25 protein-coding genes are annotated in these 22,042 nt (G+C 65.0%); 22 read left to right on the top strand and 3 right to left on the bottom strand.

What is annotated here, in order from left to right; all coding sequences use genetic code 11:
* Nucleotides 1-46 precede the first annotated feature (46 nt).
* From ABID58_RS08870 to ABID58_RS08855, 4 genes are all read left to right on the top strand, one after another.
* Nucleotides 47-964 (top strand): metallophosphoesterase, encoded by a 918-nt coding sequence (locus ABID58_RS08870; protein WP_354032351.1) that lies wholly within the window; start codon nucleotides 47-49, stop codon nucleotides 962-964.
* Between the two features lie 56 nt (nucleotides 965-1,020).
* Nucleotides 1,021-1,209 (top strand): type II toxin-antitoxin system VapB family antitoxin, encoded by a 189-nt coding sequence (locus ABID58_RS08865; protein WP_354032350.1) that lies wholly within the window; start codon nucleotides 1,021-1,023, stop codon nucleotides 1,207-1,209.
* A gap of 21 nt (nucleotides 1,210-1,230) precedes the next feature.
* The gene (gene ybgC / locus ABID58_RS08860) at nucleotides 1,231-1,677 is read left to right on the top strand and encodes a tol-pal system-associated acyl-CoA thioesterase (protein WP_354032349.1); all 447 of its coding nucleotides are present in this window, start codon (nucleotides 1,231-1,233) and stop codon (nucleotides 1,675-1,677) included.
* Between the two features lie 78 nt (nucleotides 1,678-1,755).
* Complete coding sequence (locus ABID58_RS08855; protein ID WP_148754057.1) at nucleotides 1,756-2,223, top strand: nuclear transport factor 2 family protein; 468 nt, start codon at nucleotides 1,756-1,758, stop codon at nucleotides 2,221-2,223.
* A gap of 29 nt (nucleotides 2,224-2,252) precedes the next feature.
* On the opposite strand, the gene ABID58_RS08850 is transcribed toward ABID58_RS08855, so the two are convergent.
* Together ABID58_RS08850 and ABID58_RS08845 are read right to left on the bottom strand one after the other, a co-directional pair.
* Nucleotides 2,253-2,957: a type 1 glutamine amidotransferase gene (locus tag ABID58_RS08850; protein ID WP_148754056.1), complete on the bottom strand. Its 705-nt coding sequence runs from the start codon at nucleotides 2,955-2,957 to the stop codon at nucleotides 2,253-2,255.
* Nucleotides 2,958-2,985: 28 nt separating this feature from the next.
* A complete protein-coding gene (locus ABID58_RS08845) occupies nucleotides 2,986-3,912 on the bottom strand; it encodes a LysR family transcriptional regulator (protein ID WP_148754055.1) in 927 nt (308 codons plus the stop codon).
* A 151-nt stretch (nucleotides 3,913-4,063) separates the two neighbouring features.
* Here ABID58_RS08845 and ABID58_RS08840 point away from each other — a divergent pair, with 151 nt between their 5' ends.
* From ABID58_RS08840 to ABID58_RS08800, 9 genes are read left to right on the top strand one after another with little or no spacing between them, the layout of a single operon-like run.
* Nucleotides 4,064-5,020, top strand: a complete 957-nt coding sequence (locus ABID58_RS08840) for an N-carbamoyl-D-amino-acid hydrolase (protein WP_354032348.1) — start codon at nucleotides 4,064-4,066, stop codon at nucleotides 5,018-5,020.
* A gap of 42 nt (nucleotides 5,021-5,062) precedes the next feature.
* The gene (locus ABID58_RS08835; protein WP_354032347.1) at nucleotides 5,063-5,890 is read left to right on the top strand and encodes an ABC transporter substrate-binding protein; all 828 of its coding nucleotides are present in this window, start codon (nucleotides 5,063-5,065) and stop codon (nucleotides 5,888-5,890) included.
* Nucleotides 5,887-6,744: an amino acid ABC transporter permease gene (locus ABID58_RS08830; RefSeq protein ID WP_354032346.1), complete on the top strand. Its 858-nt coding sequence runs from the start codon at nucleotides 5,887-5,889 to the stop codon at nucleotides 6,742-6,744. The genes ABID58_RS08835 and ABID58_RS08830 overlap by 4 nt, the downstream gene beginning before the upstream one ends.
* A complete protein-coding gene (locus ABID58_RS08825; protein ID WP_354032345.1) occupies nucleotides 6,741-7,505 on the top strand; it encodes an amino acid ABC transporter ATP-binding protein in 765 nt (254 codons plus the stop codon). The genes ABID58_RS08830 and ABID58_RS08825 overlap by 4 nt, the downstream gene beginning before the upstream one ends.
* Before the next feature lie 15 nt (nucleotides 7,506-7,520).
* Complete coding sequence (locus ABID58_RS08820; protein ID WP_354032344.1) at nucleotides 7,521-8,351, top strand: ABC transporter substrate-binding protein; 831 nt, start codon at nucleotides 7,521-7,523, stop codon at nucleotides 8,349-8,351.
* Nucleotides 8,338-9,222: a polysaccharide deacetylase family protein gene (locus ABID58_RS08815; protein ID WP_354032343.1), complete on the top strand. Its 885-nt coding sequence runs from the start codon at nucleotides 8,338-8,340 to the stop codon at nucleotides 9,220-9,222. The genes ABID58_RS08820 and ABID58_RS08815 overlap by 14 nt, the downstream gene beginning before the upstream one ends.
* Nucleotides 9,223-9,230: 8 nt before the next feature.
* A complete protein-coding gene (locus ABID58_RS08810; RefSeq protein WP_354032342.1) occupies nucleotides 9,231-9,887 on the top strand; it encodes an aspartate/glutamate racemase family protein in 657 nt (218 codons plus the stop codon).
* A gap of 23 nt (nucleotides 9,888-9,910) precedes the next feature.
* On the top strand, nucleotides 9,911-11,494 hold the full coding sequence (locus tag ABID58_RS08805; RefSeq protein ID WP_354032341.1) for an ABC transporter substrate-binding protein: 1,584 nt from the start codon (nucleotides 9,911-9,913) through the stop codon (nucleotides 11,492-11,494).
* Complete coding sequence (locus tag ABID58_RS08800) at nucleotides 11,491-12,864, top strand: amidohydrolase family protein (protein WP_354032340.1); 1,374 nt, start codon at nucleotides 11,491-11,493, stop codon at nucleotides 12,862-12,864. Before ABID58_RS08805 ends, ABID58_RS08800 begins: the two co-directional genes overlap by 4 nt.
* Here ABID58_RS08800 and ABID58_RS08795 read toward each other — a convergent pair.
* Nucleotides 12,861-13,760 (bottom strand): LysR substrate-binding domain-containing protein, encoded by a 900-nt coding sequence (locus ABID58_RS08795; RefSeq protein ID WP_354032339.1) that lies wholly within the window; start codon nucleotides 13,758-13,760, stop codon nucleotides 12,861-12,863. The genes ABID58_RS08800 and ABID58_RS08795 overlap by 4 nt on opposite strands.
* A 134-nt stretch (nucleotides 13,761-13,894) precedes the next feature.
* On the opposite strand from ABID58_RS08795, the gene ABID58_RS08790 reads away from it, so the two are divergent.
* From ABID58_RS08790 to ABID58_RS08750, 9 genes are read left to right on the top strand one after another with little or no spacing between them, the layout of a single operon-like run.
* The gene (locus ABID58_RS08790; protein ID WP_354032338.1) at nucleotides 13,895-14,932 is read left to right on the top strand and encodes an ABC transporter substrate-binding protein; all 1,038 of its coding nucleotides are present in this window, start codon (nucleotides 13,895-13,897) and stop codon (nucleotides 14,930-14,932) included.
* 27 nt (nucleotides 14,933-14,959) lie between these two features.
* Nucleotides 14,960-16,000 (top strand): ABC transporter ATP-binding protein, encoded by a 1,041-nt coding sequence (locus tag ABID58_RS08785; protein ID WP_354032337.1) that lies wholly within the window; start codon nucleotides 14,960-14,962, stop codon nucleotides 15,998-16,000.
* A complete protein-coding gene (locus ABID58_RS08780; protein ID WP_354032336.1) occupies nucleotides 15,997-16,872 on the top strand; it encodes an ABC transporter permease in 876 nt (291 codons plus the stop codon). The genes ABID58_RS08785 and ABID58_RS08780 overlap by 4 nt, the downstream gene beginning before the upstream one ends.
* Nucleotides 16,869-17,675 (top strand): ABC transporter permease, encoded by an 807-nt coding sequence (locus ABID58_RS08775; protein WP_354032335.1) that lies wholly within the window; start codon nucleotides 16,869-16,871, stop codon nucleotides 17,673-17,675. Before ABID58_RS08780 ends, ABID58_RS08775 begins: the two co-directional genes overlap by 4 nt.
* An 8-nt stretch (nucleotides 17,676-17,683) precedes the next feature.
* Entirely contained in the window at nucleotides 17,684-18,820 is a 1,137-nt protein-coding gene (locus ABID58_RS08770) for an NAD(P)/FAD-dependent oxidoreductase (protein ID WP_354032334.1), read from the top strand.
* Between the two features lie 27 nt (nucleotides 18,821-18,847).
* On the top strand, nucleotides 18,848-19,144 hold the full coding sequence (locus tag ABID58_RS08765; RefSeq protein WP_018641635.1) for a (2Fe-2S)-binding protein: 297 nt from the start codon (nucleotides 18,848-18,850) through the stop codon (nucleotides 19,142-19,144).
* Nucleotides 19,141-20,559 carry an FAD-dependent oxidoreductase gene (locus tag ABID58_RS08760; RefSeq protein ID WP_354032333.1) on the top strand — a complete coding sequence of 473 codons (1,419 nt, stop codon included), beginning with the start codon at nucleotides 19,141-19,143 and terminating at the stop codon, nucleotides 20,557-20,559. Before ABID58_RS08765 ends, ABID58_RS08760 begins: the two co-directional genes overlap by 4 nt.
* The gene (locus ABID58_RS08755; RefSeq protein WP_354032332.1) at nucleotides 20,556-21,677 is read left to right on the top strand and encodes an NAD(P)/FAD-dependent oxidoreductase; all 1,122 of its coding nucleotides are present in this window, start codon (nucleotides 20,556-20,558) and stop codon (nucleotides 21,675-21,677) included. Before ABID58_RS08760 ends, ABID58_RS08755 begins: the two co-directional genes overlap by 4 nt.
* A gap of 15 nt (nucleotides 21,678-21,692) precedes the next feature.
* Nucleotides 21,693-22,040: a RidA family protein gene (locus ABID58_RS08750; protein ID WP_354032331.1), complete on the top strand. Its 348-nt coding sequence runs from the start codon at nucleotides 21,693-21,695 to the stop codon at nucleotides 22,038-22,040.
* The last annotated feature ends 2 nt before the right edge of the window (nucleotides 22,041-22,042 follow it).

The following is a 22,042-nucleotide window of genomic DNA, read 5'->3' as shown; positions in this document are numbered from 1 at the left end:
GCTCCAATCGGATCGCATCAAGAGGCCGCATCACTATCGGACTTCCATGATCAATCGGCGTCATCTCATCCGTTCCATCGGCGGTCTCTCCGCCCTCGGCGTCTCGACCGCGGCTTACGGCGTTGGTGTCGAGCCGGTGTTGCGGCTGCGCGTTACTCGCTATCATCCAATGCCGCGGCAATGGCCAGCGGATTTTCCGCTGAAGATCGCCGTCGTCGCCGACATCCATGCCTGCGATCCCTGGATGTCGCTGGATCGGATCGAGGCCATCGTCGATCGCACCAACGCTCTCAGTCCCGATCTCATCGTGCTGCTCGGGGACTATGTCGCCGGTCATCACCATGTCACGCGCATCATCCCGGCCGATGAATGGGCGGGAGTGCTGACTGGCCTCAAGGCGCCACTCGGCGTTCATGCCGTCATGGGCAACCACGACTATTGGGACGACAAGGTCGTGCAGCGGGCCGGGCGCGGGCCGACGGTCGCCCATCGTGCGCTGGAGGCGGCTGGCATTCCCGTCTACGAGAACGACGTCGTGCGTCTCACCAAGGATGGTCGCCCGTTCTGGCTCGCCGGCCTCGGCGATCAGCTCGCCTATGCGCCGTCGCAGCGCTACGGCCGCGCTCAGCGCTTCGGTGTCGACGATCTGACCGCGACGCTCGCAAAGGTTACGGACGACGCTCCAATCGTCCTGCTCGCGCATGAGCCGTATATCGCGACGCGCGTGCCCGCGCGTGTCGCGCTCCAGCTTTCCGGCCACACCCATGGCGGTCAGGTCCGCCTGTTCGGCTGGTCGCCTGCGCTTCCGCCGCAACACGGCATTCCGCTCGCCTACGGCCATCTGCGGCTGAAGTGCGACGTCATCATCTCCGGCGGCCTCGGTTGCAGCATCATGCCGGTCCGCGTCGGCGTGCCGCCGGAGATCGTCGAGGTGACGCTGGGGCGGGCGCCGGTGGTGGCGTGACGACGGGGCGTGAAACCTACATCAGATAATGCTACATCTGGTGTAGAGGAGCGCTCATGATAGCCACGATTTCAATTGACGATGAGCTTTTCGCACAGGCACGACAGTTTGTCGGCGTTGCAGAGACATCTGCCGTTGTCGAGCAAGCATTGAGGGCGTTCGTCCAGATGGAGGCCGCACGCCGTCTTGCGCGCGCCGGGGGGACCCAGTCTGATGCCCATGCTTCGCCACGGCGCCGTCCCTGATATTCAGCGAGTTGTAGCTTGATGTCTCATCTCGACGGCGAGATCCGCGACGGCCGCCACCACATGCAGGTCCGCGTCTATTACGAGGACACGGATTTTTCAGGCATCGTCTATCACGCCAATTATCTGCGCTACATGGAACGTGGGCGCACCAATCATCTGCGGCTGATGGGCGCTCAGCAGCAGGCGCTGTTCGAGCAGGCCGAGACGGAAGGCGCAGGCTTTGCCTTCGTCGTGCGCTCGATGCATCTGGATTTCCTCAAGCCGGCGCGGATGGACGACGTGCTCGATATCGTGACCTGGCCGGTTGCGGTGAAGGGCGCCTCCATCATGCTGGCGCAGGAGGTGCGGCGCGGTGAGGACGTGCTGGTCAAGGCCGAGGTGCGCGTCGCTTTCATCAGCGGCGGCAGGGCTCAACCGATCCCCAAGTCGATCCGCACGCTGATGAAGGCCGATCTGATTTCGTGATCGGTCGATAGGCGATGGCCTCTCGACTCCATCGCGTGCGCGGATAGATTGCGCCCCAAACCAACCGATGAGGCCATCATGTCGCGCCCGCCGCTTCCGCCTTTCACCCGAGAGACCGCTGCGCAGAAGGCGCGCATGGCCGAGGACGCCTGGAACTCGCGCGATCCGGTGCGCGTCTCGCTCGCCTATACCGAGGACAGCCGCTGGCGCAATCGCGCGGAAGTGTTTCAGGGCCGCGAAGCGATCGTCGCATTCCTCACCCGTAAATGGGAGAAGGAGCAGGAGTACCGCCTGATCAAGGATCTCTGGGCCTTCGACGAAAATCGCATCGCGGTGCGCTTCCAGTACGAATGGCACGACGCGAGCGGCCAATGGTATCGCTCGTACGGCAACGAGCAGTGGGAGTTCGACGCGCACGGCCTGATGCGGCGGCGCGAGGCCTCGATCAACGACATCGCGATTGCGGAGAAGGATCGCCGCTTTCACTGGGCGGCGCCGGGACCGCGCCCGGCGGATGTGCCAGGGCCTGGAACGGATCCGTTCTGAATTGCTTCCGCAAGCGGGGTGAGGTGAAATCAGCGTCGCGCCAAGAACCTCGTAATCGCGCCGCCGAGCTTCGCGTTGTCCAACGGTTGCGCCAGCGAATCCCTTGCCGTTGCCACGACATCCTCCGGCGCCTTGCCGTCGCGCAACTCGCAGCACACTTGCGCAAACTCCACGTCGAACTCCGGATGTGGCTGCACTGTCAGCGTTGCGCCGTTGGCGTAGAGCAGGCCGGCATGCGGTGTGAATTTGGACGAGAGGATCGTCAGCGCGTCGTTCGGTGGCTCGATCACCTGGTCTTGATGTGAGGCGGCGATGGCGACCGCTTCGCCGTCGACGACGCCGTTCTCCGGCAGCACCTGATAGACGTGCCGGCCGATGCCCCAGCCGTTCTCAGACTTGCGCACGGTGCCGCCGAGCGCCTGCGCGATCAGCTGGTGGCCGAAGCAGACGCCGACCATCGGCGTCTTGTTGGCGTAAGCCGTGCGCACGAAATCTTCCAGCGGCGCGATCCAGTCGAGCCCGTCATAGACGCCGGCGGCAGCACCGGTGATCAGCACGGCCTCGAGCTTGCTCGGATCGGGCAGCGCATCGCCATTCGGGATGCTGACGACGTCGACCGTGGCTGTCGGATCCTCGGCGCGGACCATGCGCTCGAACATGTCCGGAAAGGAGCCGTGCTGTTCGCGGTATTTTGGCGGAACCTGTCCGGTCTCGATGATGGTGATGCGTGCCAAGTGCCCCTCAGGTCAAAGGTTGCGAAGCTCAGTCGCTTCCTGCCCCATGTTGCTGGTGTGGCGCTGTGCGGTCCAACAGCGCACTCTCCTTGCGGATCTCGCCGAGAAAGGCCTTGGCCAGACGCGACAGCGGCTCCGCCTCCGACCATAGCATGTAGGCGACGGCGCGGGTCGTCGGCGTGAACGGCCGGACGACCAGACCGTGGCCGGCGTTCTGGTGCGGCGAGAAGGGATCGACCACGGCGGCACCGACGCCGGCGGCTGCGAGCACGCAGGCCGTGTTGCAATAGCGCACCTCGACGGTCGGCTGGAACGGCGCGCCGGCGCGGGCGAAACTGTCGCGCACGGCTTCGCCAAGCCGGGTGCCGCGTTCGAGCCCGATGAAGGGCAGGCCGGACAGATCCGCGGCCGAGATCACCGGTCTGTCGGCGAGCGGATGCTGCGGCGGCAGTACGCAGACCATTTCGCCGGTGTGCACCACCTCATGCGCGATGCCGGGATGGTGCGTCAGCCCGAGCGCGAAGCCGAGCTCTGCGACGCGGCTGAGCACGCCCTCGATGATGCCCTCATAGCGCCTGACGTCGAAGAACACGCGTGTCTCCGGGCGGCAGCGCAGGAAGGCTGATAGAGCGGAGGGAATGATGCTGTAGGCGAGCGGCGGCGTCGCCACGATCGCGAGATGTCCTGAGCGGTTCTCACGCAGGTCGCGCACGCGGTTCTCGAGCTTGGCGTGAAGCGCGAAGATCGCTTCGCTCTCCTTGTAGAGCGCCATCGCCTCCGCGGTCGGAAACAGCCGGTTGTTGACGCGCTCGAACAGCGCAAAGCCCGCCTGCGCTTCCATCGTCTTCAGCGCGTTGCTGACGGCGGGCTGCGACAGCGCCAGCTCATCGGCCGCCGCCACCGTGGTGCGATGGCGGATGACGGCACGCAGGATCTCGAGCTGGCGCAGGTTCATATCACTGCCGATTATACTCAGGGCCAAAACATCATAGCACGATGAATTGCTTTTGCAGCCCTCCTTGCGCCTAATGGTCGCGGATTTGCATGCTGGATCAAAGGGTTCATTCGCCCATTGAGGCGGCATTGCGCACAGATTGGAGGCAGTCTTGGTTCGTGTCCTTCGCGCCGCCGCCGCCCAGATGGGGCCGACGCAAAAAGCCGATACGCGTGAGCATACGCTATCGCGGATGCTTGCTATGCTGGAGGAAGCGGCGAACCGCGGCGCCAGCCTCGTGGTGTTTCCCGAGCTCGCCTTCACCACCTTTTTTCCGCGCTGGCTGCTCGAAGGTGAAGCGCTCGACAAGTTTTTCGAGCACGGCATGCCGAACCCGGCCGTGGCAAAGCTGTTCGATCGCGCGCGGGCGCTGCGTGTCGGCTTTTATGTCGGCTATGCCGAGCAGACCGCCGAAGGCCGCCGCTACAATTGCGCCATCCTGGTCGATCGCGACGGCGAGATCCTCGGCCGCTATCGCAAGGTGCATCTGCCGGGCTCGGTCGAGCCGCGGCCGGGCGAGCGCTATCAGCAGCTTGAGAAGCGCTATTTCGAATATGGCGATCTCGGCTTTCCCGCGTTCCGCGCCGGCTCGGCCTGGGCGCATGCCATCATGGGCATGATGATCTGCAACGATCGTCGCTGGCCGGAGTCCTGGCGCGTGCTCGGCCTGCAGGGCGTCGAGCTCGTTTGCATCGGCTACAATTCGGCGGCCTACGATCCCAACGGCGGCAGCACAGAAGATGCATCCTTGCGCACCTTCCATTCGACGCTGGTGACGCAGGCCAATGCCTACATGAACGCGACCTGGGCGATTTCGGTGGCCAAGGCCGGCGAAGAGGACGGCTCGGGGCTGATCGGCGGTTCCTGCATCGTCGATCCCAACGGCCGCATCGTCGCGCAGGCTGCGACCTTGACCGACGAGGTGATCGTCGCCGATATCGATCTCGACCTCTGCCGCCAGGGCAAGGACAAGATGTTCAATTTCGACGCCCACCGGCGGCCCGAGCAATACAGGGTGATCACCGAGCGCGCCGGCGTCATCGAGCCGGCCGTTCTCGACGCGGACTGACGATTGGCACGGCGTTGGCAAGACACTGGCAAAGGAGCTGACATGATACGCCTCTCGCTTTCTCTCGGTCTTGCCGCGCTGGCGGCCATTGCCACAGCGCAAGCCGCCGAGCTTCCTGCCGAGATCAAGCAAGCGGGCGCTCTGAAACTCACGGTCAATTCGACCTACGCGCCAATGGAATATCGCGATCCCGCCAGCAATGAGCTGGTGGGACTCGACATCGATCTCGCCAACGAGCTCGCCAAGCGGCTCGGCGGCCTCAAGATTGTCTGGAGCGAGACGCCATTCGCCGAGCTGATTCCCTCGCTCCAGACCAAGCGCGCCGATTTCATCATTAGCGGCATTCAGGATCGCAGCTCACGGCGCGAGACGGCGGACTTCGTCGACTATCTCACCACCGGCCCGCAATTCTTCGTGCTCACGGAGAGCGACGCCAAGGGCGCCACCGATCTTTGCGGCAAGAAGGTCGGCACGACGCGCAGCACGGCGTTTCCACTCGAGATCGATAAGTGGAGCAAGCAGAATTGCGAGCCGGCCGGCAAGCCTGCCATCCAGTATGTTCCCGGTGAGAACTCGATCGACGTCCGCAACCAGCTCAAGCAAGGCCGCATCGATGCCGCAGTCCAGGGCAGTGAGACCTTGCCCTATGCGCAAGCTCAGGAAGCCGGCAAATACCGCATCGTTGGCGGGCAGTTGTCCACGGGATATCAAGGCATCATGTTCCGCAAGGACGATTCCGTACTCCGTGACGTCGTGACGGAAAAGCTCACGGCCATGATCGCCGACGGCTCCTACAAGGCGGTTCTCGACAAATGGGGCCTGGGCGCGAATGCAGTGACCCAGCCCATGCTGAACGCGGCGCCGCAATGAGGCCGGCGCCGGCACTCGCGGAAGGTTTTCCCGATTTGTCGGGGATGCGGATCGCGCGCGAGCCGCACTGGTTTCGCTGGCTCAGCGTGGCACTGATCGTCCTGGTGCTGGCGGCGATCGCGCGCGCCTTCGCCAATGGGCAGATCGAATGGTCCTATGTCAGTCGCTTCATCACCGCAAAGGTGATCCTCGAAGGCATCGTCAACACCATGGTGATGGCGGTGCTGGCGATGGCGCTCGGCATCTTTCTCGGCGTTGTCGTCGCGATCATGCGGCTGTCGCCCAATCCAGTGCTGAAGACGGTGGCGGCCGGCTACACCTGGCTGTTCCGCGGCACACCGCTGATCCTGCAATTGCTGCTCTGGTTCAACCTCGCGCTGGTGTTTCCGACCATCGGTATTCCCGGCCTCTGGAGTGCGCGCGCCGTCGATGTCATGACGCCGTTCCTCGCCGCACTGCTCGGGCTCGGCATCAACCAGGGCGCCTACACGTCCGAAGTGGTGCGCGCGGGCATGTTGTCGGTCGACATCGGGCAATATGAAGCGGCGCAGGCGATCGGCATGGGACGGCTGCGTGCGCTGCGCCGGATCATCCTGCCGCAGGCGATGCGCGTGGTGATCCCGCCGCTCGGCAACGAGTTCATCGGCATGGTGAAGGCGACCTCGCTTGCGAGCGTCATCCAATATCCGGAAGTGCTGCACAACGCCGAAAACATCTACTACGCGAACTCGCGCGTGATCGAGCTCCTGATCGTCGCCGGGCTCTGGTATCTGGTCGTTGTCTCGATCCTGACGCCGCTCCAGATGCTGCTCGAACGCCGTTTTGCACGCGGCACATTGCGATTTGCGCGATGACAAAGCCCCTCGTCGCGATCCGCTCTGTAGCCAAGAGTTTTGGAGAGTTCCAGGCTCTCAAAAACGTCTCGCTCGACGTCTGGCCCGGCGAGGTGATGTGTCTGATCGGCGCCTCCGGCTCGGGCAAGACCACGCTGCTCCGCTGCATCAACCAGCTCGCCGCCATCGATAGCGGCGGCATCTGGCTCGACGGCGAGCTCTTGGGCGTGCGCGAGCAAAACGGGCGGCTCCATCGCCTCAGCGAGCGCGAGATCGGGCGGCAGCGTCTGAAGACTGGTATGGTGTTCCAGCGCTTCAACCTGTTTCCGCACAAGACCGCGCTGGAAAACATCATCGAAGGTCCGCTCCAGGTGCAGGGCCGCAAAGCCGACGAGATGCGCGCCGAGGCGCTCGAGCTGCTCCGGCGCGTCGGGCTGTTGGCGAAGGCCAATTCGTATCCAGCGCAGCTCTCCGGTGGCCAGCAGCAGCGTGTGGCGATTGCGCGGTCACTTGCGATGAAACCGATGCTGATGCTGTTCGACGAGCCGACCAGCGCACTCGACCCGGAGCTCGTCGGCGAGGTGCTCGCGGTGATGAAGGAGCTGGCGAAGAGCGGCATGACCATGCTGGTGGTGACGCACGAGCTCGGCTTCGCCCGCGAGGTCGCCGACCGCGTCGTCTACATGGACCAGGGCGCGATTGTCGAGCAGGGCCGCGCCTCGGACGTGCTGGGCGCGCCGCGCGAGGAGCGGACCAAGGCATTTCTTTCGGCAGTGATCTGAAATGGGGGCGTGTTGATGAAGAGAGTTTTGGTTGCGGCGGCGCTTTTCGGTGCCATGACCGTTTCGGCTCTAAGTGTTCAGGCTTGGGCGATCGAGTTGCCGCCGGAGATCGCCAAGCGCGGCAGCATCAAGATCGCGCTGGTGCCGAATTATCCGCCGATGGAGTTCCGCGATCCCGCCACCAACACGCTGTCGGGCTTGGACATCGATCTCGGCGAGGCGATCGGGCGCAAGCTCGGGGTCAAGATCGAATGGACTGAAACCAGCTTTGCCGAGTTCATGCCCTCGATTTCGACGGGCCGGGTGGATGCCATCCTGTCCGGCTTCACCGACTATGCGAGCCGACACGACATTGCCTCCTTCGTCGATTATTTGCGCAGCGGTCCAAAATTCTTCGTGCAGCAATCCCGTGTGTCCGAGTTCAAGGACATGGCTGCGCTGTGCGGCAAGAAGGTCGGCGCCAGCCGCCGGACCATGTTTCCGGCCGAGATCGATAAGTGGAGCCAGAAGAATTGCGGCAGCAATCCGATCCAGTTCGTCGGCACCGACGGCTCGGCAGATGCGCGCACGCAGCTCAGGCAGGGCCGCATCGACGCTGCCGTTCAAGGCAACGAGACGCTGCCCTATCTGATGGATATCGAGCCGGGCACCTATGCGCCGGTCGGCGATCCGTTCGCAACGCAGTTCACGGGCATTGCGCTGCCGGTCAAGGAAAAGGCGTTACAGCAGGCAATGATCGAGGCTGTCGATGCGCTGATCGTCGACGGCACCTACAAAACCCTGCTTGCGAAGTGGAAACTGACAGACAACGCACTCGAAAAGGCAACCATCAATGCTGGACAGTAAGGCCCTCCAGAGCATCCCGCTCACCCCAGCCAACACCGCAGATCCCGCGCCGGAATACCCTTGGCCCAAGCGGTACAAGTCGGCGATGTTCCTGTCCTTCGACGTCGACGCGGAGAGCGCGTGGACCAGCAAGGACGCGGTGCACGCGCAGCGGCTCATTACCATGAGCTATGGCGGTTACGAGGCGCGCGTCGGCACACCGAAGCTGCTGGAGCTGCTCGACCAGCTCGATCTCAAGGCGACGTTCTTCGTCACGGGATGGTCGGTCGATGCGCATCCGGCGATGGCGGAGTCGATTCTCAAGGCCGGCCACGAGATCGGCCATCACGGCTATCACCATTTGCTGCCCGATCCCGGCGATCCCTGGATCGAGGAGGAGCTTGAGCGCGGTTTCGAAGCGCTGAAGCGCAGGCTCGGCGTCAGGCCGACCGGCTATCGGGCTCCTTACGGTGAGTTCACCGAGGAGCTGCGCGTCGCACTCGTGCGTCACGGCATCGTCTACACGTCCTCGTTCCGCGACGACGTGCGGCCCTATCGCCATCGTCTCGCTGACGGTAAGCCCGGCACGATCGAGCTGCCGGTGACGGCGAGCTATGACGACTGGATGCACGGTCTCTCGGCGCGCTTCAGCCCGCGCTCGATCTTCCCGAGGGAGCACGTGCTCTCGATCTGGAAGGACGAACTCGACGAAACCCGCGACTGGGGCGCGATGGTCACGACCGTGCTGCATCCGCAGTGCAGCGGCCGTCCGATGCGGCTGCGCCTGCTGCGCGAGTTCCTGACCTACGCAAAGTCGTGCCCGGACGTCTGGATCACCACCGGCGAGAAGATCGCTGAAAACTTCCTGCGCCACGAGGCCGCCAACCGTTGAGCCATGCCATGACCCGTCGCCGCATCCTCGTCATCAACCCCAACTCCTCGGCGTCGGTGACCGCGGCGATCGACGACGCGGTGGCACCGCTGCGGATCATCGGCGGGCCTGACATCGAGGTGGTCGGCCTCGCTGAGGGGCCGCCCGGGATCAGCTCGCAGCGCGATGCCGACAGTGTGGTGATGCCGCTGGTCAATCGCGTGGCGCGTGACGATGCGGATGCCTTCGTGCTCGCGTGCTTCAGCGATCCCGGGCTGCATGCGGTGCGCGAGGCGGCCGGCGGCCGGCCGGTGCTGGGCATCGCCGAATGCGGCATCTTTCGCGCGCTGATGCTGGGCGAACGTTTCGGCATCATCGCGCTGTCGCCATCGAGCATCCGCCGCCAGCAGCGCATGGCACGGGTGATGGGCGTCGACGGCCGCTACGCCGGAAGCTGGTCGGTCGGCGCAAGCGCGGCGGAGACGGCAGGCGCCGACATCCGCGGGCGGTTGATCGAAGCCGGCCGCGCGCTGGTCAAGCAATGTCGCGCCGACGTCGTGGTGATGGGCTGTGCCGGTATGGCGTCTCACCGCGCGGCGATCGCGGAGGCGATCGGCGTGCCCGTGATCGAACCTGCGCAGCAGGCGGTCGCGGCTGCGATCGGCGCGGTCTTGTTGAATACGTAAGATACCCTCAGGAACCTCTTGTAATGCCCATCTCCCGCCGCTCGCTCCTCAAGGCTGCCGCAACAGTGCCGACACTCTCTATGCCGGGCATCGTGCGAGCCGAATCCCAGCGCACGCTGCGCTTCATCCCCGTCATCGATCTCGCCTTCGTCGATCCCATTTATTCGACCGCGCAGGTGTCGCGGAACCACGGCTTCATGGTCTACGACACGCTCTATGGCATGAGCTCCTCGCTCCAGCTCTCGCCGCAGATGCTGTCGGGGCAGGCCATCTCCGGCGACGGACTGCAATGGGACCTCAGCTTGCGCGACGGCTTGTTCTGGCACGACGGTGAGCATGTGCTGGCGCGCGATTGCGTCGCCAGCATCCGCCGCTGGGCCGCGCGCGACGGCTTTGGCGGCGAGCTGATGGAGGCGACCGACGAGTTGTCAGCCGCCGACGACCGTACCATCCGCTTCCGTCTCAAGCGCCCGTTCCCGCTGTTGCCGCAGGCGCTCGGCAAGGCCGCGATTAATCCCTGCTTCATGATGCCGGAGCGGCTGGCGAGCCAGGACCCGTTCAAGCCACTGACCGAAGTCATCGGCAGCGGTCCGTTCCGCTATCTCGCCGATGAGCGCGTGCAGGGCGCCCGCAACGCCTATGCCAAATTCGACCGCTACCAACCCCGCACCGACGGCAAGCCGGACTGGACCGCGGGGCCGAAGATCGTGCACTACGACCGCGTCGTCTGGACCACCACGCCCGATGCCGGCACCGGCGTTGCCGCGCTCCAGACCGGCGAGCAGGACTGGCAGGAGACCACGCCGCACGATCTGTTGCCGATCATCAAGGCCGCCGGCGACATCGAGACGCGTATCCTCGATCCACGCGGTTATGCCTGCATGCTTCGGCTCAACCACCTGCAGCCGCCGTTCGACAATCCCGCCATCCGCCGCGCGCTTTTGGGCGCAATCGACCAGTCCGCTTTCATGACCGCGGTCGCTGGCACCGATCCGGCCTTCCAGGTCTCGCCGATCGGCTTCTTCGCGCCCGGCACGCCGATGGCGAGCGATGTCGGCCTCGGCGTGTTCCGCGGTCCGCGCGACTACGACAAGGTCAAGGCCGATCTGAAAGCCGCCGGCTACAATGGCGAGAAGATCGCGGTGCTCGTCCCCACCAATTCGCTGGCGCAGAAGCCGCTCGGCGAGATCGCAGTCGATAGCCTGCGCAAGGCCGGCATGAACGTCGAATATGCCGGGCTCGATTTCGCTGTGGTGTTGCAGCGCCAGCTCAAGAAAGACCCGATTCCGCGGGGCGGTTGGAGCGCCGCGGTCGGCAATTGGCAGGGCATCGACTGGCTCAACCCGGCCGGCAACACCAACATTCGCGGCGAAGGCAAGGTCGCCGGCTGGTACGCGAGCGAGAAGATGGGGCCCTTGCGCAGCCAATGGCTGGCGGCGTCCGAGCTCGCGGAGCAACAGCGCATCTGCCGCGAGATCCAGGCAGTCGCCTTCGAGGAAATCCCCTATATTCCGATCGGCCTGTACAAGCAGCCGACCGCCTATCGCAAGGACATCACCGGCATTCTCGACGGCACCGCCGTCTTCTGGAACGTACGCCCCGCATGAGCACCTCAGCAATCTTCGGCAGCTATGTGCTGTCACGCAAGGACGGCACGCAGGATGTGCTGCGCGACCATTGGGTCCTGGTCGAGGGCAAGAAGATCGCCGCAGTCACGCGCGACAGGCCGAGCGCCGACGAGGTCTACGATCGTCCCGGCCGCTTCGTCCTGCCGGGCCTGCTCAATCTGCACAATCACTGCTTCTCCGAGGCCGTGGCGCGCAGCCACAGCGAGGATGGTAACGGCCGCCACAACAACCAGAGCATCGTCTACACGGTGCTGCTGCCGCTGACCAAGCGCGGCGCCGATATCTTGTCGGCGGAAGAGCGGCTTGCGGTGGCGCGGCTCGGCATTCTCCAGCTCCTCAAGGGCGGCGCCACCACGGTGATGGAGCCGTTCCGCAACTCGATCCCCGAGATGTTCGACGCCGCGGAGGAAATGGGCATCCGCTTCTACGGCGCGCCGTATCTGTTCTCGACGTCGGACGCCAAGGCCGGCCCCGATGGTGTGGTCCAATATTCCGGCGACGACGGCACCGCCGACATGGCGACGTGGGATGCGCTCTATCAGCGCTGGAACAATCGCGGCGACGGCCGCATCAATCTTGCGATGAGCCCGCATGCCACCGACACCTGTGGCCCCGATCTCTTGCAGGCCTGCGCCACGCGGGCGCGCGAGCTCGGCGTGCCCATCACGACTCACATGGCGCAGAGCCGCGCCGAGGTCGAGACCATCGGCAAGCGCTATGGCGGCCGTACGCCGACGCAATATCTGGACTGGCTCGGCCTGCTGGCGCCCGATCTGATGGCGGCGCATTGCATGTTCAGCTCGGACAATGACCTCAAGCTGATGGCCGCGCGCGGCATGACCGTGCTCAACTGCCCGCGCGTTTTCGCGCGCGCCGGCGTCACTGCCGCCTTCAGCCGGTTCGCCGAGCATGGCGTCCGCACCGTGGTCGGCACCGACGGCTACAACATGGACCTGCTCGGCGAGCTCAATGCGGCATCGCTGATCTCCAAGGTCACGTCGCAGCGTGCCGATGTCGCCAATTCGCCCGAGTTGATCGAGGCCAACACGGCGGTCGCGGCCGACGTCATCAAGCGGCCGGACCTCGGCCGCATCGAGCCGGGCGCCACCGCCGACCTCACCGTGGTCGATCTCACCCATCCGCATCTTCAGCCGCTGTTCGACCCGCGCCGCGCGCTGATCGCACTCGCCAACCGCGCCAATATCGACCAGGTCATGGTCGACGGCCGCGTGCTGGTCGATGCGGGATGCTATCTCGGCGCCGACGAGGCGGCGATCACGGCGGCAGGAACCGCCGCCATCGGCAAGATCTGGGACCTGCCGGAGGCGCAGGCCGCGTTCAACGGTTAGCTATCAAACGCAGCAAGCGACTTGCGCATGGTCTCGACGAGATCGAGCGCCACCGGCGAAGGGCTGCGCTGCGCGGGAAACACCGCGGAGAACTCGAAGTCGATGCGCGGCAGGAAGCGGCGCACGACGACGCCGCGGGTGGAAAATTCCTGCGCGGTAAAGGGATCGCAGATCGCAACGCCGAGCCCCGACGACACCATGCCGCACATGATCTCCGACAGCGCGGTCTCGACCCGAAGCACGCGGCGGACATCGTGGCGATGGAAGACCTGGTCGACGAGATGCCGGCTCGACGATCCCGCCGACAGCGAGATGAACGTCTCGCCTTCGAAATCGCGCGGCTCCAGGACGTCCTTTTCCGTGAGGCGATGCCCCGTCGGCAGCACCGCGACGCGCGCGGGCGCCGGCAACCTCAAGGTCGGCAGGCCGGAATGTGCGATCGGCACCTCGGCGAAGCCGACGTCGCACTGATTGTTCAGCACCCAGTCGACCACGATCGGCGAGATCACGCCGAAAAAGGCGAGGTTGAGATTCGGCCGCTCCTTCAGAAAGTGACCGGTCAGCCGCGGCAGGTAGCCGTTCGACAGCGCCGGCAGTGCTGCGATCCGCAGCGAGCCGGTGCGGCGGCCGCGAATTTCTTCCGCCGCGGCGGTGATGCGCTCGAGGCCGACGAAGGAGCGCTCCACTTCGGTATAGAGCGCCATCGCTGCCGCTGTCGGCACGAGGCCAGTGCCGCGCCGCTCGAACAGCTCCATTTTCAGCAGCGCCTGGAGGTCGCGCAGCAACCGGCTCACCGCCGGCTGCGTCACTGTCATCAGTGCCGCGGCCTCGGTGACGCTGCCGGTCAGCATCGTCGCGCGGAAGGCCTCCACCTGCCGCGAATTGATCCGCGCCATCCCAGTTCCCATTCATAATATTTAGGCATGCAGAGGGTGCCATTATTCATTGGACGATGGAAGCTCGGCTTTGCGATCTTTTTCATCAAAGCTGGAGACAGCCCGTTTTTTCGGCAGATTGGAGATCGGACCACATGAAGACTTTTCGCCTTCTGACAGCGGTCAGCATCGCGGCGCTCGCCGTCCTTCCGTCGGCCGCCTTGGCCCAGCAGAAAACGCTCTATGTCGCCGGCTATGGCGGCTCGTTCGAGAAGACCATTCGTGATGAGGTGATCCCGACCTTCGAGAAGGAGAACGGCGTCAAGGTCGAATACGTCGCCGGCAATTCCACCGACACGCTGGCCAAGCTGCAGGCGCAGAAGGGCAATCAGCAGATCGACGTCGCCATCGTCGACGACGGCCCGATGTACCAGGCGATCCAGCTCGGCTTCTGTGGCAAGCTCGATGGCTTGCCGGCTGCCGATCTCTACGACACTGCGCGCTTCAAGGACGATCGTGCCGTTGCGATCGGCATCGTCGCGACCGGTCTGATGTACAACACCAAGGTGTTTGCGGAGAAAGGCTGGGCGCCGCCGACCTCGTGGAATGATCTGAAGGACACGAAATACGCTAAGCAGCTGGTCATTCCGCCGATCAACAACACCTATGGCCTCGAAGCGCTGGTGATGCTGTCGAAGATGAACGGCGGCGGCGAGTCCAATGTCGACTCCGGCTTCAAGATCTTCAAGGAACAGATCAATCCGAACGTGCTCGCCTATGAACCGTCGCCGGGCAAGATGACCGAGCTGTTCCAGTCCGGCCAGGCCGTGATCGCGGTGTGGGGCACCGGCCGCGTCCAGAGCTTTGCCAACACCGGCTTCCCCGTCGACTTTGTTTATCCCAAGGAAGGTGCAGCGACGCTGCTGACGACGGCGTGTCCGATCGCCAAGCCGAACGCCTCGCCGCTGGCCTCAAACTTCGTCAAGATGCTGCTTGATCCCAAGATTCAGCTCGTGATGCTCAAGGACTACGGCTACGGCCCGGTGCTGAAATCGCTGGTGGTACCACCGGAGCTCGGCAAGATGGCCCCGATCGGCGAACGCGCGGCAAAGCTCTACAATCCAGACTGGACCACTATCAACGACAAGCGCGAGGAGTGGACCAAGCGCTGGAACCGTGAGGTCGAGCGCTGATCTGATCGTCCGCAGCGGAGACAGCTCATGGCCTATCTCGAGCTCAGTCGGGTGGCAAAACAGTTCGGCGCGCAGACTGTGGTCGACGACTTCAGTCTCGCGGTCGGCAAGGGGGAGTTCATCTCGTTCCTTGGCCCCTCCGGCTGCGGCAAGACCACGACGTTGCAGATGATCGCGGGCTTCCTCGATCCCACACGCGGCGCGATCCGCCTGGAGGACAAGGACCTGACCGCGATCCATCCGGCCAAGCGCGGGCTCGGCATCGTGTTCCAGAGCTACGCGCTGTTTCCGCACATGACGGCGGCGGAGAACGTTGCCTTTGGCCTCGAGATGCGCAACGTCCCGCGTAACGAGCTGGCCGAGCGCGTGCGTGCCGCGCTCGCAATGGTGGGCCTTGCCGGTTACGAGGAGCGCCATCCGCGCCGCATGTCCGGCGGCCAGCAGCAGCGCGTCGCGCTGGCGCGTGCGCTGGTAATCAAGCCGAGCGTGCTGCTGCTCGACGAGCCGCTGTCGAACCTCGACGCAAAATTGCGCGAGGAGATGCAGATCGAGCTGCGCCAGATCCAGCGCACCATCGGCACCACCACGATCCTCGTCACCCACGATCAGAACGAGGCGATGTCGCTGTCCGACCGTATCGTGGTCATGAGCCAGGGCAAGATCGAGCAGATCGGCACACCGCAGGAGACTTATGAGAAGCCGGTCTCGGCCTTCGTCTCGCAGTTTTTGGGCAAGACCAACGATTTTGCCGGGACGATCGATCGGACTGCAATTCCGGCGCGGTTGGTGGCGGGCTCCTGGAGCGCGCCGGCGCCGCCCGGGCTCAGTGGCCCTGTCACCGTCAGCATTCGTCCTGAACGTATCGGCTTTGGCGATGAGGGCCTCGGCGCAAAGATCGTCACGCGTATCTTCCAGGGCAATCACTGGCTGTTCCAGTGCGACAGCGAATGCGGCCCGGCGATCGTGATCCGCCAGAATGATGGTGAGAGGCAGCCAGCCGAAGGCGACGCCGTTCGTCTCACTTGGCGCCCCGAGGACATGAGCGTGCGTGCAAGGACCGTCACATGAGCGGGGTCGCCGAGGAGCGCAACGCGCGTGCACCTTGGGGGCTGACGGCGCCTGCCCTGATGCTGTTCGTCGGTGTGCTGCTGATCCCGCTCGCGATGACCGTGATGCTGTCGTTCCACGATTGGGGCCAGTACAAGGGCATCGAGCCGGTCTTCATCCTGAAGAACTGGCAGGAGATCGCCACCGATCCCTATTACGCAGAAATGTTCTGGCGGACGTTTCGGATCGCGATCCTGACCACGCTGCTCACCGCTCTGCTCGGCGCGCCCGAAGCCTACATCCTCAACCGCATGGACGCACGCTGGAAGAGCTTTTTCCTGCTCGTGATCCTCGGGCCGCTGCTGATCTCTGTGGTGGCGCGCACGCTCGGTTGGGCGCTGCTGTTCGGCGGCAACAACGGCCTCGTCAACAAGCTCTTGATGTCGGCCGGGGTGATTCGCTTCCCCATTCCCTTCATGTTCACCGAGACCGGCATGGTCGTCGCGCTCGCGCATGTGATGATGCCGTTCATGGTGCTGTCGGTCTGGGCCGCACTGCAACGGCTCGATCCGCAGATCGAGAACGCCGCGATGTCGCTCGGTGCTGGTCCCGTGACTATCATCCGCCGCATCATCATGCCGCAGATCATGCCGGGCGTGCTGTCGGGGGCGATCATCGTGTTCTCGCTCTCGGCCAGCGCCTTCGCGACACCCGCGATCATCGGCGGCCGCCGCCTCAAGGTCGCGGCGACGCTCGCCTATGACGAATTCCTCAACACGCTGAACTGGCCGCTCGGCGCAGCCGTCGCCACGCTGCTGCTGGTGGCGCTGGTGCTGATCGTGGTCGGCAGCAACGCGCTGATCGAACGCCGCTACGCCGAGGTGTTCCGATGAGACGGAACGGCCCGTTGGCGCTGATCTTTCACACCATCTTCGTTGTCGTGATGGTGGCGCCGATCCTGGTGGTGTGCCTCGTCGCCTTCACCCCCGAAGGTTTTCTGTCGCTGCCGACCAACGGCTTTTCGCTGCGCTGGTTCAGGGCGATCGCCAACTATCCCGAATTCATCCACGCCTTCTGGGTCAGCCTTGGGTTAGGGGCGCTGTCTTCCTTCGTAGCGCTGCTGTTCGCGGTGCCGGCGGCGCTCGCGATAGCGCGCTATCGCTTCCGCGGTCGCGACGCGCTGGCGGCGTTGTTCCTGTCGCCGCTGATGATCCCGCATGTCGTGCTCGGCATCGCCTTCCTGCGCTTCTTCACCTCGGCCGGGCTCGGCGGCAGTTTTACGGCTCTGATCATCGCCCATGTCATCATCGTGTTTCCGTTCGCGCTGCGGCTGACGCTGGCAGCGGCAACCGGCATGGACCTTTCGGTCGAGATGGCGGCGGTCTCGCTCGGCGCCGGCGGCTGGACGCTGTTTCGCCGTGTGACCTTGCCGCTGATCCTGCCCGGCGTCATCAGCGGCTGGGCGCTCGCCTTCATCCAATCCTTCGACGATCTGACCATGACCGTCTTCCTCGCAGCGCCCGGCACCGAGACGTTGCCGGTGCGCATGTTCCTTTATATCCAGGACAACATCGATCCGCTGGTGACGTCGGTCTCGGCCTGCGTGATCGCGATCACCATGACCGCCCTCATTCTGCTCGACCGCTTCTACGGGCTCGACCGCGTGCTCGCCGGCAAGGGCGATCCGGGACGATAGGAGAACTCATGTCAGGAGAATACGACGTCGCCGTCGTCGGCGGCGGATTGCTCGGCTCCGCCATTGCCTGGGGCCTGGGCCGGCTTGGCAAGAGCGTGGCCGTGCTGGACGAAGGCGACATCACCAAGCGCGCCTCACGCGCGAACTTTGCGCTGGTCTGGGTCCAGAGCAAGGGGCTCGGCATGCCCGCCTATACGGTGTGGACCGTGCAGGCGTCGCAAGCTTGGGGCCGGCTGGCCTCCGAATTGAAGCAACAGACCGGTCTCGACGTCGCGCTTCAGCAGAACGGCGGCTTTCATCTCACCCTCGGCGAGGACGAATTCGGCCAGCGCGCCGAGCTGGTCAAGCGCATGCACAACCAGGCGGGTGCTGCCGACTACAACATGGAGATGCTGTCCGCCTCCGAGGTGAAGAAGTCGCTGCCGCTGATAGGGCCGGAGGTTTCGGGCGGCAGCTATTGTCCGCTCGATGGCCACGTTAATTCGCTGCGCACCTTTCGCGCCTTCCACACCGGCTTCAGGGAATTCGGTATCGATTATTTCCCGGAGCAGCCGGTCTCGGCGATCAGCAAGAATGGCGGCGAATTCCGCCTGACCACGCCGAAGGGCGAGCTTCGCGCCGCCAAGATCGTGCTCGCAGCCGGCAATGCCAATCAGACGCTGGCGCCGATGGTCGGCCTCTATGCGCCGATGGGCCCGACCCGCGGCCAGATCGTGGTGACCGAACGCACCATGCCGTTCCTGCCGCATCCGCTGACCACGATCCGCCAGACCGACGAGGGCACGGTGATGATCGGCGACAGCAAGGAGGACGAGCTCGACGACCGCGCGCTCAAGCACTCGATCAGCGCGGTGATGACCGATCGCGCGCAGCGGATGTTTCCGCATCTGGCGCGGCTCAACGTGGTCAGGAGCTGGGCCGGCATTCGCGTCATGCCGCAGGACGGCTTTCCGATCTACGACCAGTCGGAGACGCATCGCGGCGCTTTCGTCGCCTGCTGTCATTCCGGCGTGACGCTCGCCTCCAACCACGCCTTCGAGATCGCGCGGATGGTGGCGCAAGGCGCGCTTGAGCCGGAGCTGGTCGGCGCGTTCTCGGCGAGCCGCTTCGGCGGCGCGGGCGCTGCGAACACCAGCGGCTATTAGAGATATCAAGGAGCCAAGAGGCATCCCATGTTTAGACGATCCGAACAGGACAAGCGCCCACAAGTGCAGATCTTCGTCGACGGCGTTGCCGTCGCTGCACGCCAGGGCGACACCGTCTCCGCCGCGCTGCTGGCATCCGGCCAGGACGCGCGACGTTCCACGGCGGTGAGCGGCGCGCCGCGTCTGCCCTATTGCATGATGGGCGTGTGCTTCGACTGCCTCGTCACCATCGACGGCGTCGGAAATCGCCAGGGCTGCCTCGTGCCGGTCGCCGAGGGCATGCAGATCGAAATCCAGAAGGGCAAGCGGGAGATCGGAAGATGACTGTGGCTCCCAAGCGCGAAGATTATGACGTCGTGGTGATCGGCGCCGGGCCAGCGGGCCTCGCGGCCGCCGCGACATCCGCCGAAGCGGGCCTGTCGACGTTGCTGCTCGACGAGAACATCGGTCCCGGCGGCCAGGTGTTTCGTGCCATCTCCTCGACGCCGGTGACCGAGCGCAGCCAGCTTGGTGCCGACTATTGGGTCGGTGCCGATCTCGTGCAGTCGCTCCGCGCGAGTAGCGCCGAGGTCATCCACCGTGCCACGGTCTGGAGCCTCGACCGCAACCTCGACATCGCGGTCTCGATCGGGGGCGCCTCGGCCTTCGTCAAGGCGAAGCGTGTCATCCTCGCGACCGGCGCGCTGGAGCGGCCATTTCCGATTCCCGGCTGGACATTGCCGGGCGTGATGACGGCAGGCGCCGCGCAGACGATGCTGAAATCGTCGGCGCTGGTGCCTGATGGCCGCACCGTGATCGCGGGGCAGGGGCCGCTGCTCTGGCTGCTTGCCGCGCAGATATTGCGCCTCGGCGGCCGCATCGACCGCATCCTCGACACGACCGGGCGCGCCAACTACCTCGCCGCGCTCCCGCACGCCTTCGCCTTCCTGACCTCGCCCTATTTTGCCAAGGGCCTGTCGATGATGCGCGAGGTGAGAGCGAAAGTGCAGGTCGTCTCCGGCGTCACTGAGCTTGCTGGCGCGGGTGACGGCCAGCTCGCGGGCGTCAGCTATATCGCCGGTGGCAAGCGCGAGACCATCCCTGCGGATCTCCTGCTGTTGCATCAGGGCGTCGTGCCCAACGTCAACCTTGCGATGTCCGCAGACGTTAAGCATCGCTGGGACGATTTGCAGCTGTGCTGGTCGCCCGTGCTCGACGCCAGCGGCAATTCGTCGGTCGCTGGAATCGCGATCGCCGGTGACGGCGCCGGCATCGGCGGCGCGAATGCTGCCGTGGTGCGCGGTCGCATCGCGGCGCGCGCGGCGGTGGAAGCACTGACGCCCGCCGCTGCTGCGAAGCTTCCCGCGATGGCCACGCTCCGCGCCGATCTCGCCAGGGCCGAGCGCGGCCGCGTCTTCCTCGACACGCTGTTCCGCCCGTCGCTGCAGTTCCGCATTCCCTCGGGTGACACCATCGTCTGCCGATGCGAAGAGGTCACCGCAAAGGACGTTCTCGATTCCGTTGCGATCGGCGCGACCGGGCCGAACCAGCTCAAGGCCTATCGCCGCACCGGCATGGGCCCGTGCCAGGGCCGGCTCTGCGGCCTCACCGTCACCGAGCTGATGGCGCAGGCGCGTGGCAAGAGCCCGCAGGAGATCGGCTATTACCGGCTGCGCGCGCCGGTGAAGCCGATCACGCTCGCCGAGCTCGCCGCCGTTCCGAAGGGCGAGGACGACGTCAAGGCGGTGGTGCGCGGATGACCCAAAACGTGGATGCGATCGTCGTCGGCGGCGGCATCCATGGATGCTCGACGACGCTGCATCTGTGCCTTGCCGGCTTGAAGCCGCTGCTGATTGAGAAGGACTATGCCGGCCGCCACGCCTCCGGCGTCAACGCAGGCGGCGTGCGTCAGCTCGCGCGGCACATCCCCGAGATCCCGCTCTCGATCCGCTCGATGGGGATCTGGGAGAAGATTACTGACCTACTCGACGATGATTGCAGCTTTGAGAGCTACGGCCAGGTCCTGGTAGCCGAGAACGAGGAGGAGCTCGCCGTCTGCCGCGCGCGCGTCGCCGAGCTCAACGCACTCGGCTTTACCCACGAAGAGCTGATCGACGCGACCGAGCTGCGGCGGCTGGTGCCGGCTGTCGCCGAAACCTGCCCCGGCGGCGTGGTTTCGCGCCGTGACGGCGCGGCCAATCCGGCGCAGACGACGACGGCATTCCGTCGCAAGGCCGAGCAGCTCGGCGCGACCGTGCGCGAGGGCGTAGCCGCCAGCAACATCCGCTACAGCGACGGTCTCTGGCATGTCGATGTCGGCCCTGAAACCTTTGCTGCGCCGGTCCTCGTCAACGCCGCCGGCGCCTGGGCCGGCAAGATCGCGGCTGCGCTTGGCGAGCCGGTGCCGGTCGAGACCGTGGCGCCGATGCTGATGATCACCTCGCGCGTGCCGCATTTCATCGACCCCGTCGTGATCCTGCGCGGGCGAAAGCTCTCCTTCAAGCAATTCTCCAACGGGACCGTGCTGATCGGCGGCGGCCATCTGGCTACGCCCTATCAGGACCGCAACGAGACGGTGCTGGACTGGAAGAGCCTCGCGACCAGCGCGCGCACCGTGTTCGAGCTGTTCCCGGTGATGCGCAGCGCCACCATCGTCCGTGCCTGGGCCGGCATCGAGGCGAAGATGAAGGACGACATCCCTGTGTTCGGCCCGAGCAGCCGCCACAAAGGGCTCTATCACCAGTTCGGCTTCTCTCTGCACGGCTTCCAGCTCGGCCCCGGCGCCGGCGCCGTGATGGCGGAGCTGATCGTCAATGGCGGCACCCAGACCCGCGTCAGCGATCTCGGCATCGACCGCTTCCATGCCTCCACGCTCTAGGAACAAGAGGACATCATGAGCATCACCCGCAGCATCCGCACGCCCATCATGCACCGCGCCGTCGAAGCCAACGGCTTCGTCTTCGTCGGCGGCACCATTGCCGACGACACCTCGGTCTCGATGGGCGACCAGACCCGCAACATCCTCGGCAAGATCGCCGGCTATCTGAAGGAGGCCGGCACCGACCAGACCCGAATCGTCAGCGCCTCGATCTTCGTCACGGATCTCTCCAGGAAAAAGGAGATGGATGCGGCCTGGACCGAGTTCTTCGGCGACAATCTGCCGGCCCGCGCCACCGTCGGCGTCGCCGATCTCGGCGGCGGCGCGCTGATCGAGGTGGTGGTCACCGCCCTCAAGGGCTGATC

Origin of the sequence: Bradyrhizobium sp. S3.2.6, from assembly GCF_040546885.1 — a bacterium.
GTDB lineage: Bacteria > Pseudomonadota > Alphaproteobacteria > Rhizobiales > Xanthobacteraceae > Bradyrhizobium > Bradyrhizobium cytisi.
This window is presented reverse-complemented; position numbering and strand designations above follow the sequence as displayed.

Coding starts and splice junctions, on each gene's coding strand:
- ABID58_RS08865 (WP_354032350.1), top strand. CDS start 1,021: ATGATAGCCACGATTTCAATTGACGATGAGCTTTTCGCACAGGCACGA.
- ABID58_RS08750 (WP_354032331.1), top strand. CDS start 21,693: ATGAGCATCACCCGCAGCATCCGCACGCCCATCATGCACCGCGCCGTC.
- ABID58_RS08820 (WP_354032344.1), top strand. CDS start 7,521: ATGAAGAGAGTTTTGGTTGCGGCGGCGCTTTTCGGTGCCATGACCGTT.
- ABID58_RS08780 (WP_354032336.1), top strand. CDS start 15,997: ATGAGCGGGGTCGCCGAGGAGCGCAACGCGCGTGCACCTTGGGGGCTG.
- ABID58_RS08830 (WP_354032346.1), top strand. CDS start 5,887: ATGAGGCCGGCGCCGGCACTCGCGGAAGGTTTTCCCGATTTGTCGGGG.
- ABID58_RS08785 (WP_354032337.1), top strand. CDS start 14,960: ATGGCCTATCTCGAGCTCAGTCGGGTGGCAAAACAGTTCGGCGCGCAG.
- ABID58_RS08845 (WP_148754055.1), bottom strand. CDS start 3,912: ATGAACCTGCGCCAGCTCGAGATCCTGCGTGCCGTCATCCGCCATCGC.
- ABID58_RS08795 (WP_354032339.1), bottom strand. CDS start 13,760: ATGGCGCGGATCAATTCGCGGCAGGTGGAGGCCTTCCGCGCGACGATG.
- ABID58_RS08770 (WP_354032334.1), top strand. CDS start 17,684: ATGTCAGGAGAATACGACGTCGCCGTCGTCGGCGGCGGATTGCTCGGC.
- ABID58_RS08825 (WP_354032345.1), top strand. CDS start 6,741: ATGACAAAGCCCCTCGTCGCGATCCGCTCTGTAGCCAAGAGTTTTGGA.
- ybgC (WP_354032349.1), top strand. CDS start 1,231: ATGTCTCATCTCGACGGCGAGATCCGCGACGGCCGCCACCACATGCAG.
- ABID58_RS08835 (WP_354032347.1), top strand. CDS start 5,063: ATGATACGCCTCTCGCTTTCTCTCGGTCTTGCCGCGCTGGCGGCCATT.
- ABID58_RS08805 (WP_354032341.1), top strand. CDS start 9,911: ATGCCCATCTCCCGCCGCTCGCTCCTCAAGGCTGCCGCAACAGTGCCG.
- ABID58_RS08810 (WP_354032342.1), top strand. CDS start 9,231: ATGACCCGTCGCCGCATCCTCGTCATCAACCCCAACTCCTCGGCGTCG.
- ABID58_RS08775 (WP_354032335.1), top strand. CDS start 16,869: ATGAGACGGAACGGCCCGTTGGCGCTGATCTTTCACACCATCTTCGTT.
- ABID58_RS08755 (WP_354032332.1), top strand. CDS start 20,556: ATGACCCAAAACGTGGATGCGATCGTCGTCGGCGGCGGCATCCATGGA.
- ABID58_RS08800 (WP_354032340.1), top strand. CDS start 11,491: ATGAGCACCTCAGCAATCTTCGGCAGCTATGTGCTGTCACGCAAGGAC.
- ABID58_RS08870 (WP_354032351.1), top strand. CDS start 47: ATGATCAATCGGCGTCATCTCATCCGTTCCATCGGCGGTCTCTCCGCC.
- ABID58_RS08765 (WP_018641635.1), top strand. CDS start 18,848: ATGTTTAGACGATCCGAACAGGACAAGCGCCCACAAGTGCAGATCTTC.
- ABID58_RS08815 (WP_354032343.1), top strand. CDS start 8,338: ATGCTGGACAGTAAGGCCCTCCAGAGCATCCCGCTCACCCCAGCCAAC.
- ABID58_RS08855 (WP_148754057.1), top strand. CDS start 1,756: ATGTCGCGCCCGCCGCTTCCGCCTTTCACCCGAGAGACCGCTGCGCAG.
- ABID58_RS08790 (WP_354032338.1), top strand. CDS start 13,895: ATGAAGACTTTTCGCCTTCTGACAGCGGTCAGCATCGCGGCGCTCGCC.
- ABID58_RS08760 (WP_354032333.1), top strand. CDS start 19,141: ATGACTGTGGCTCCCAAGCGCGAAGATTATGACGTCGTGGTGATCGGC.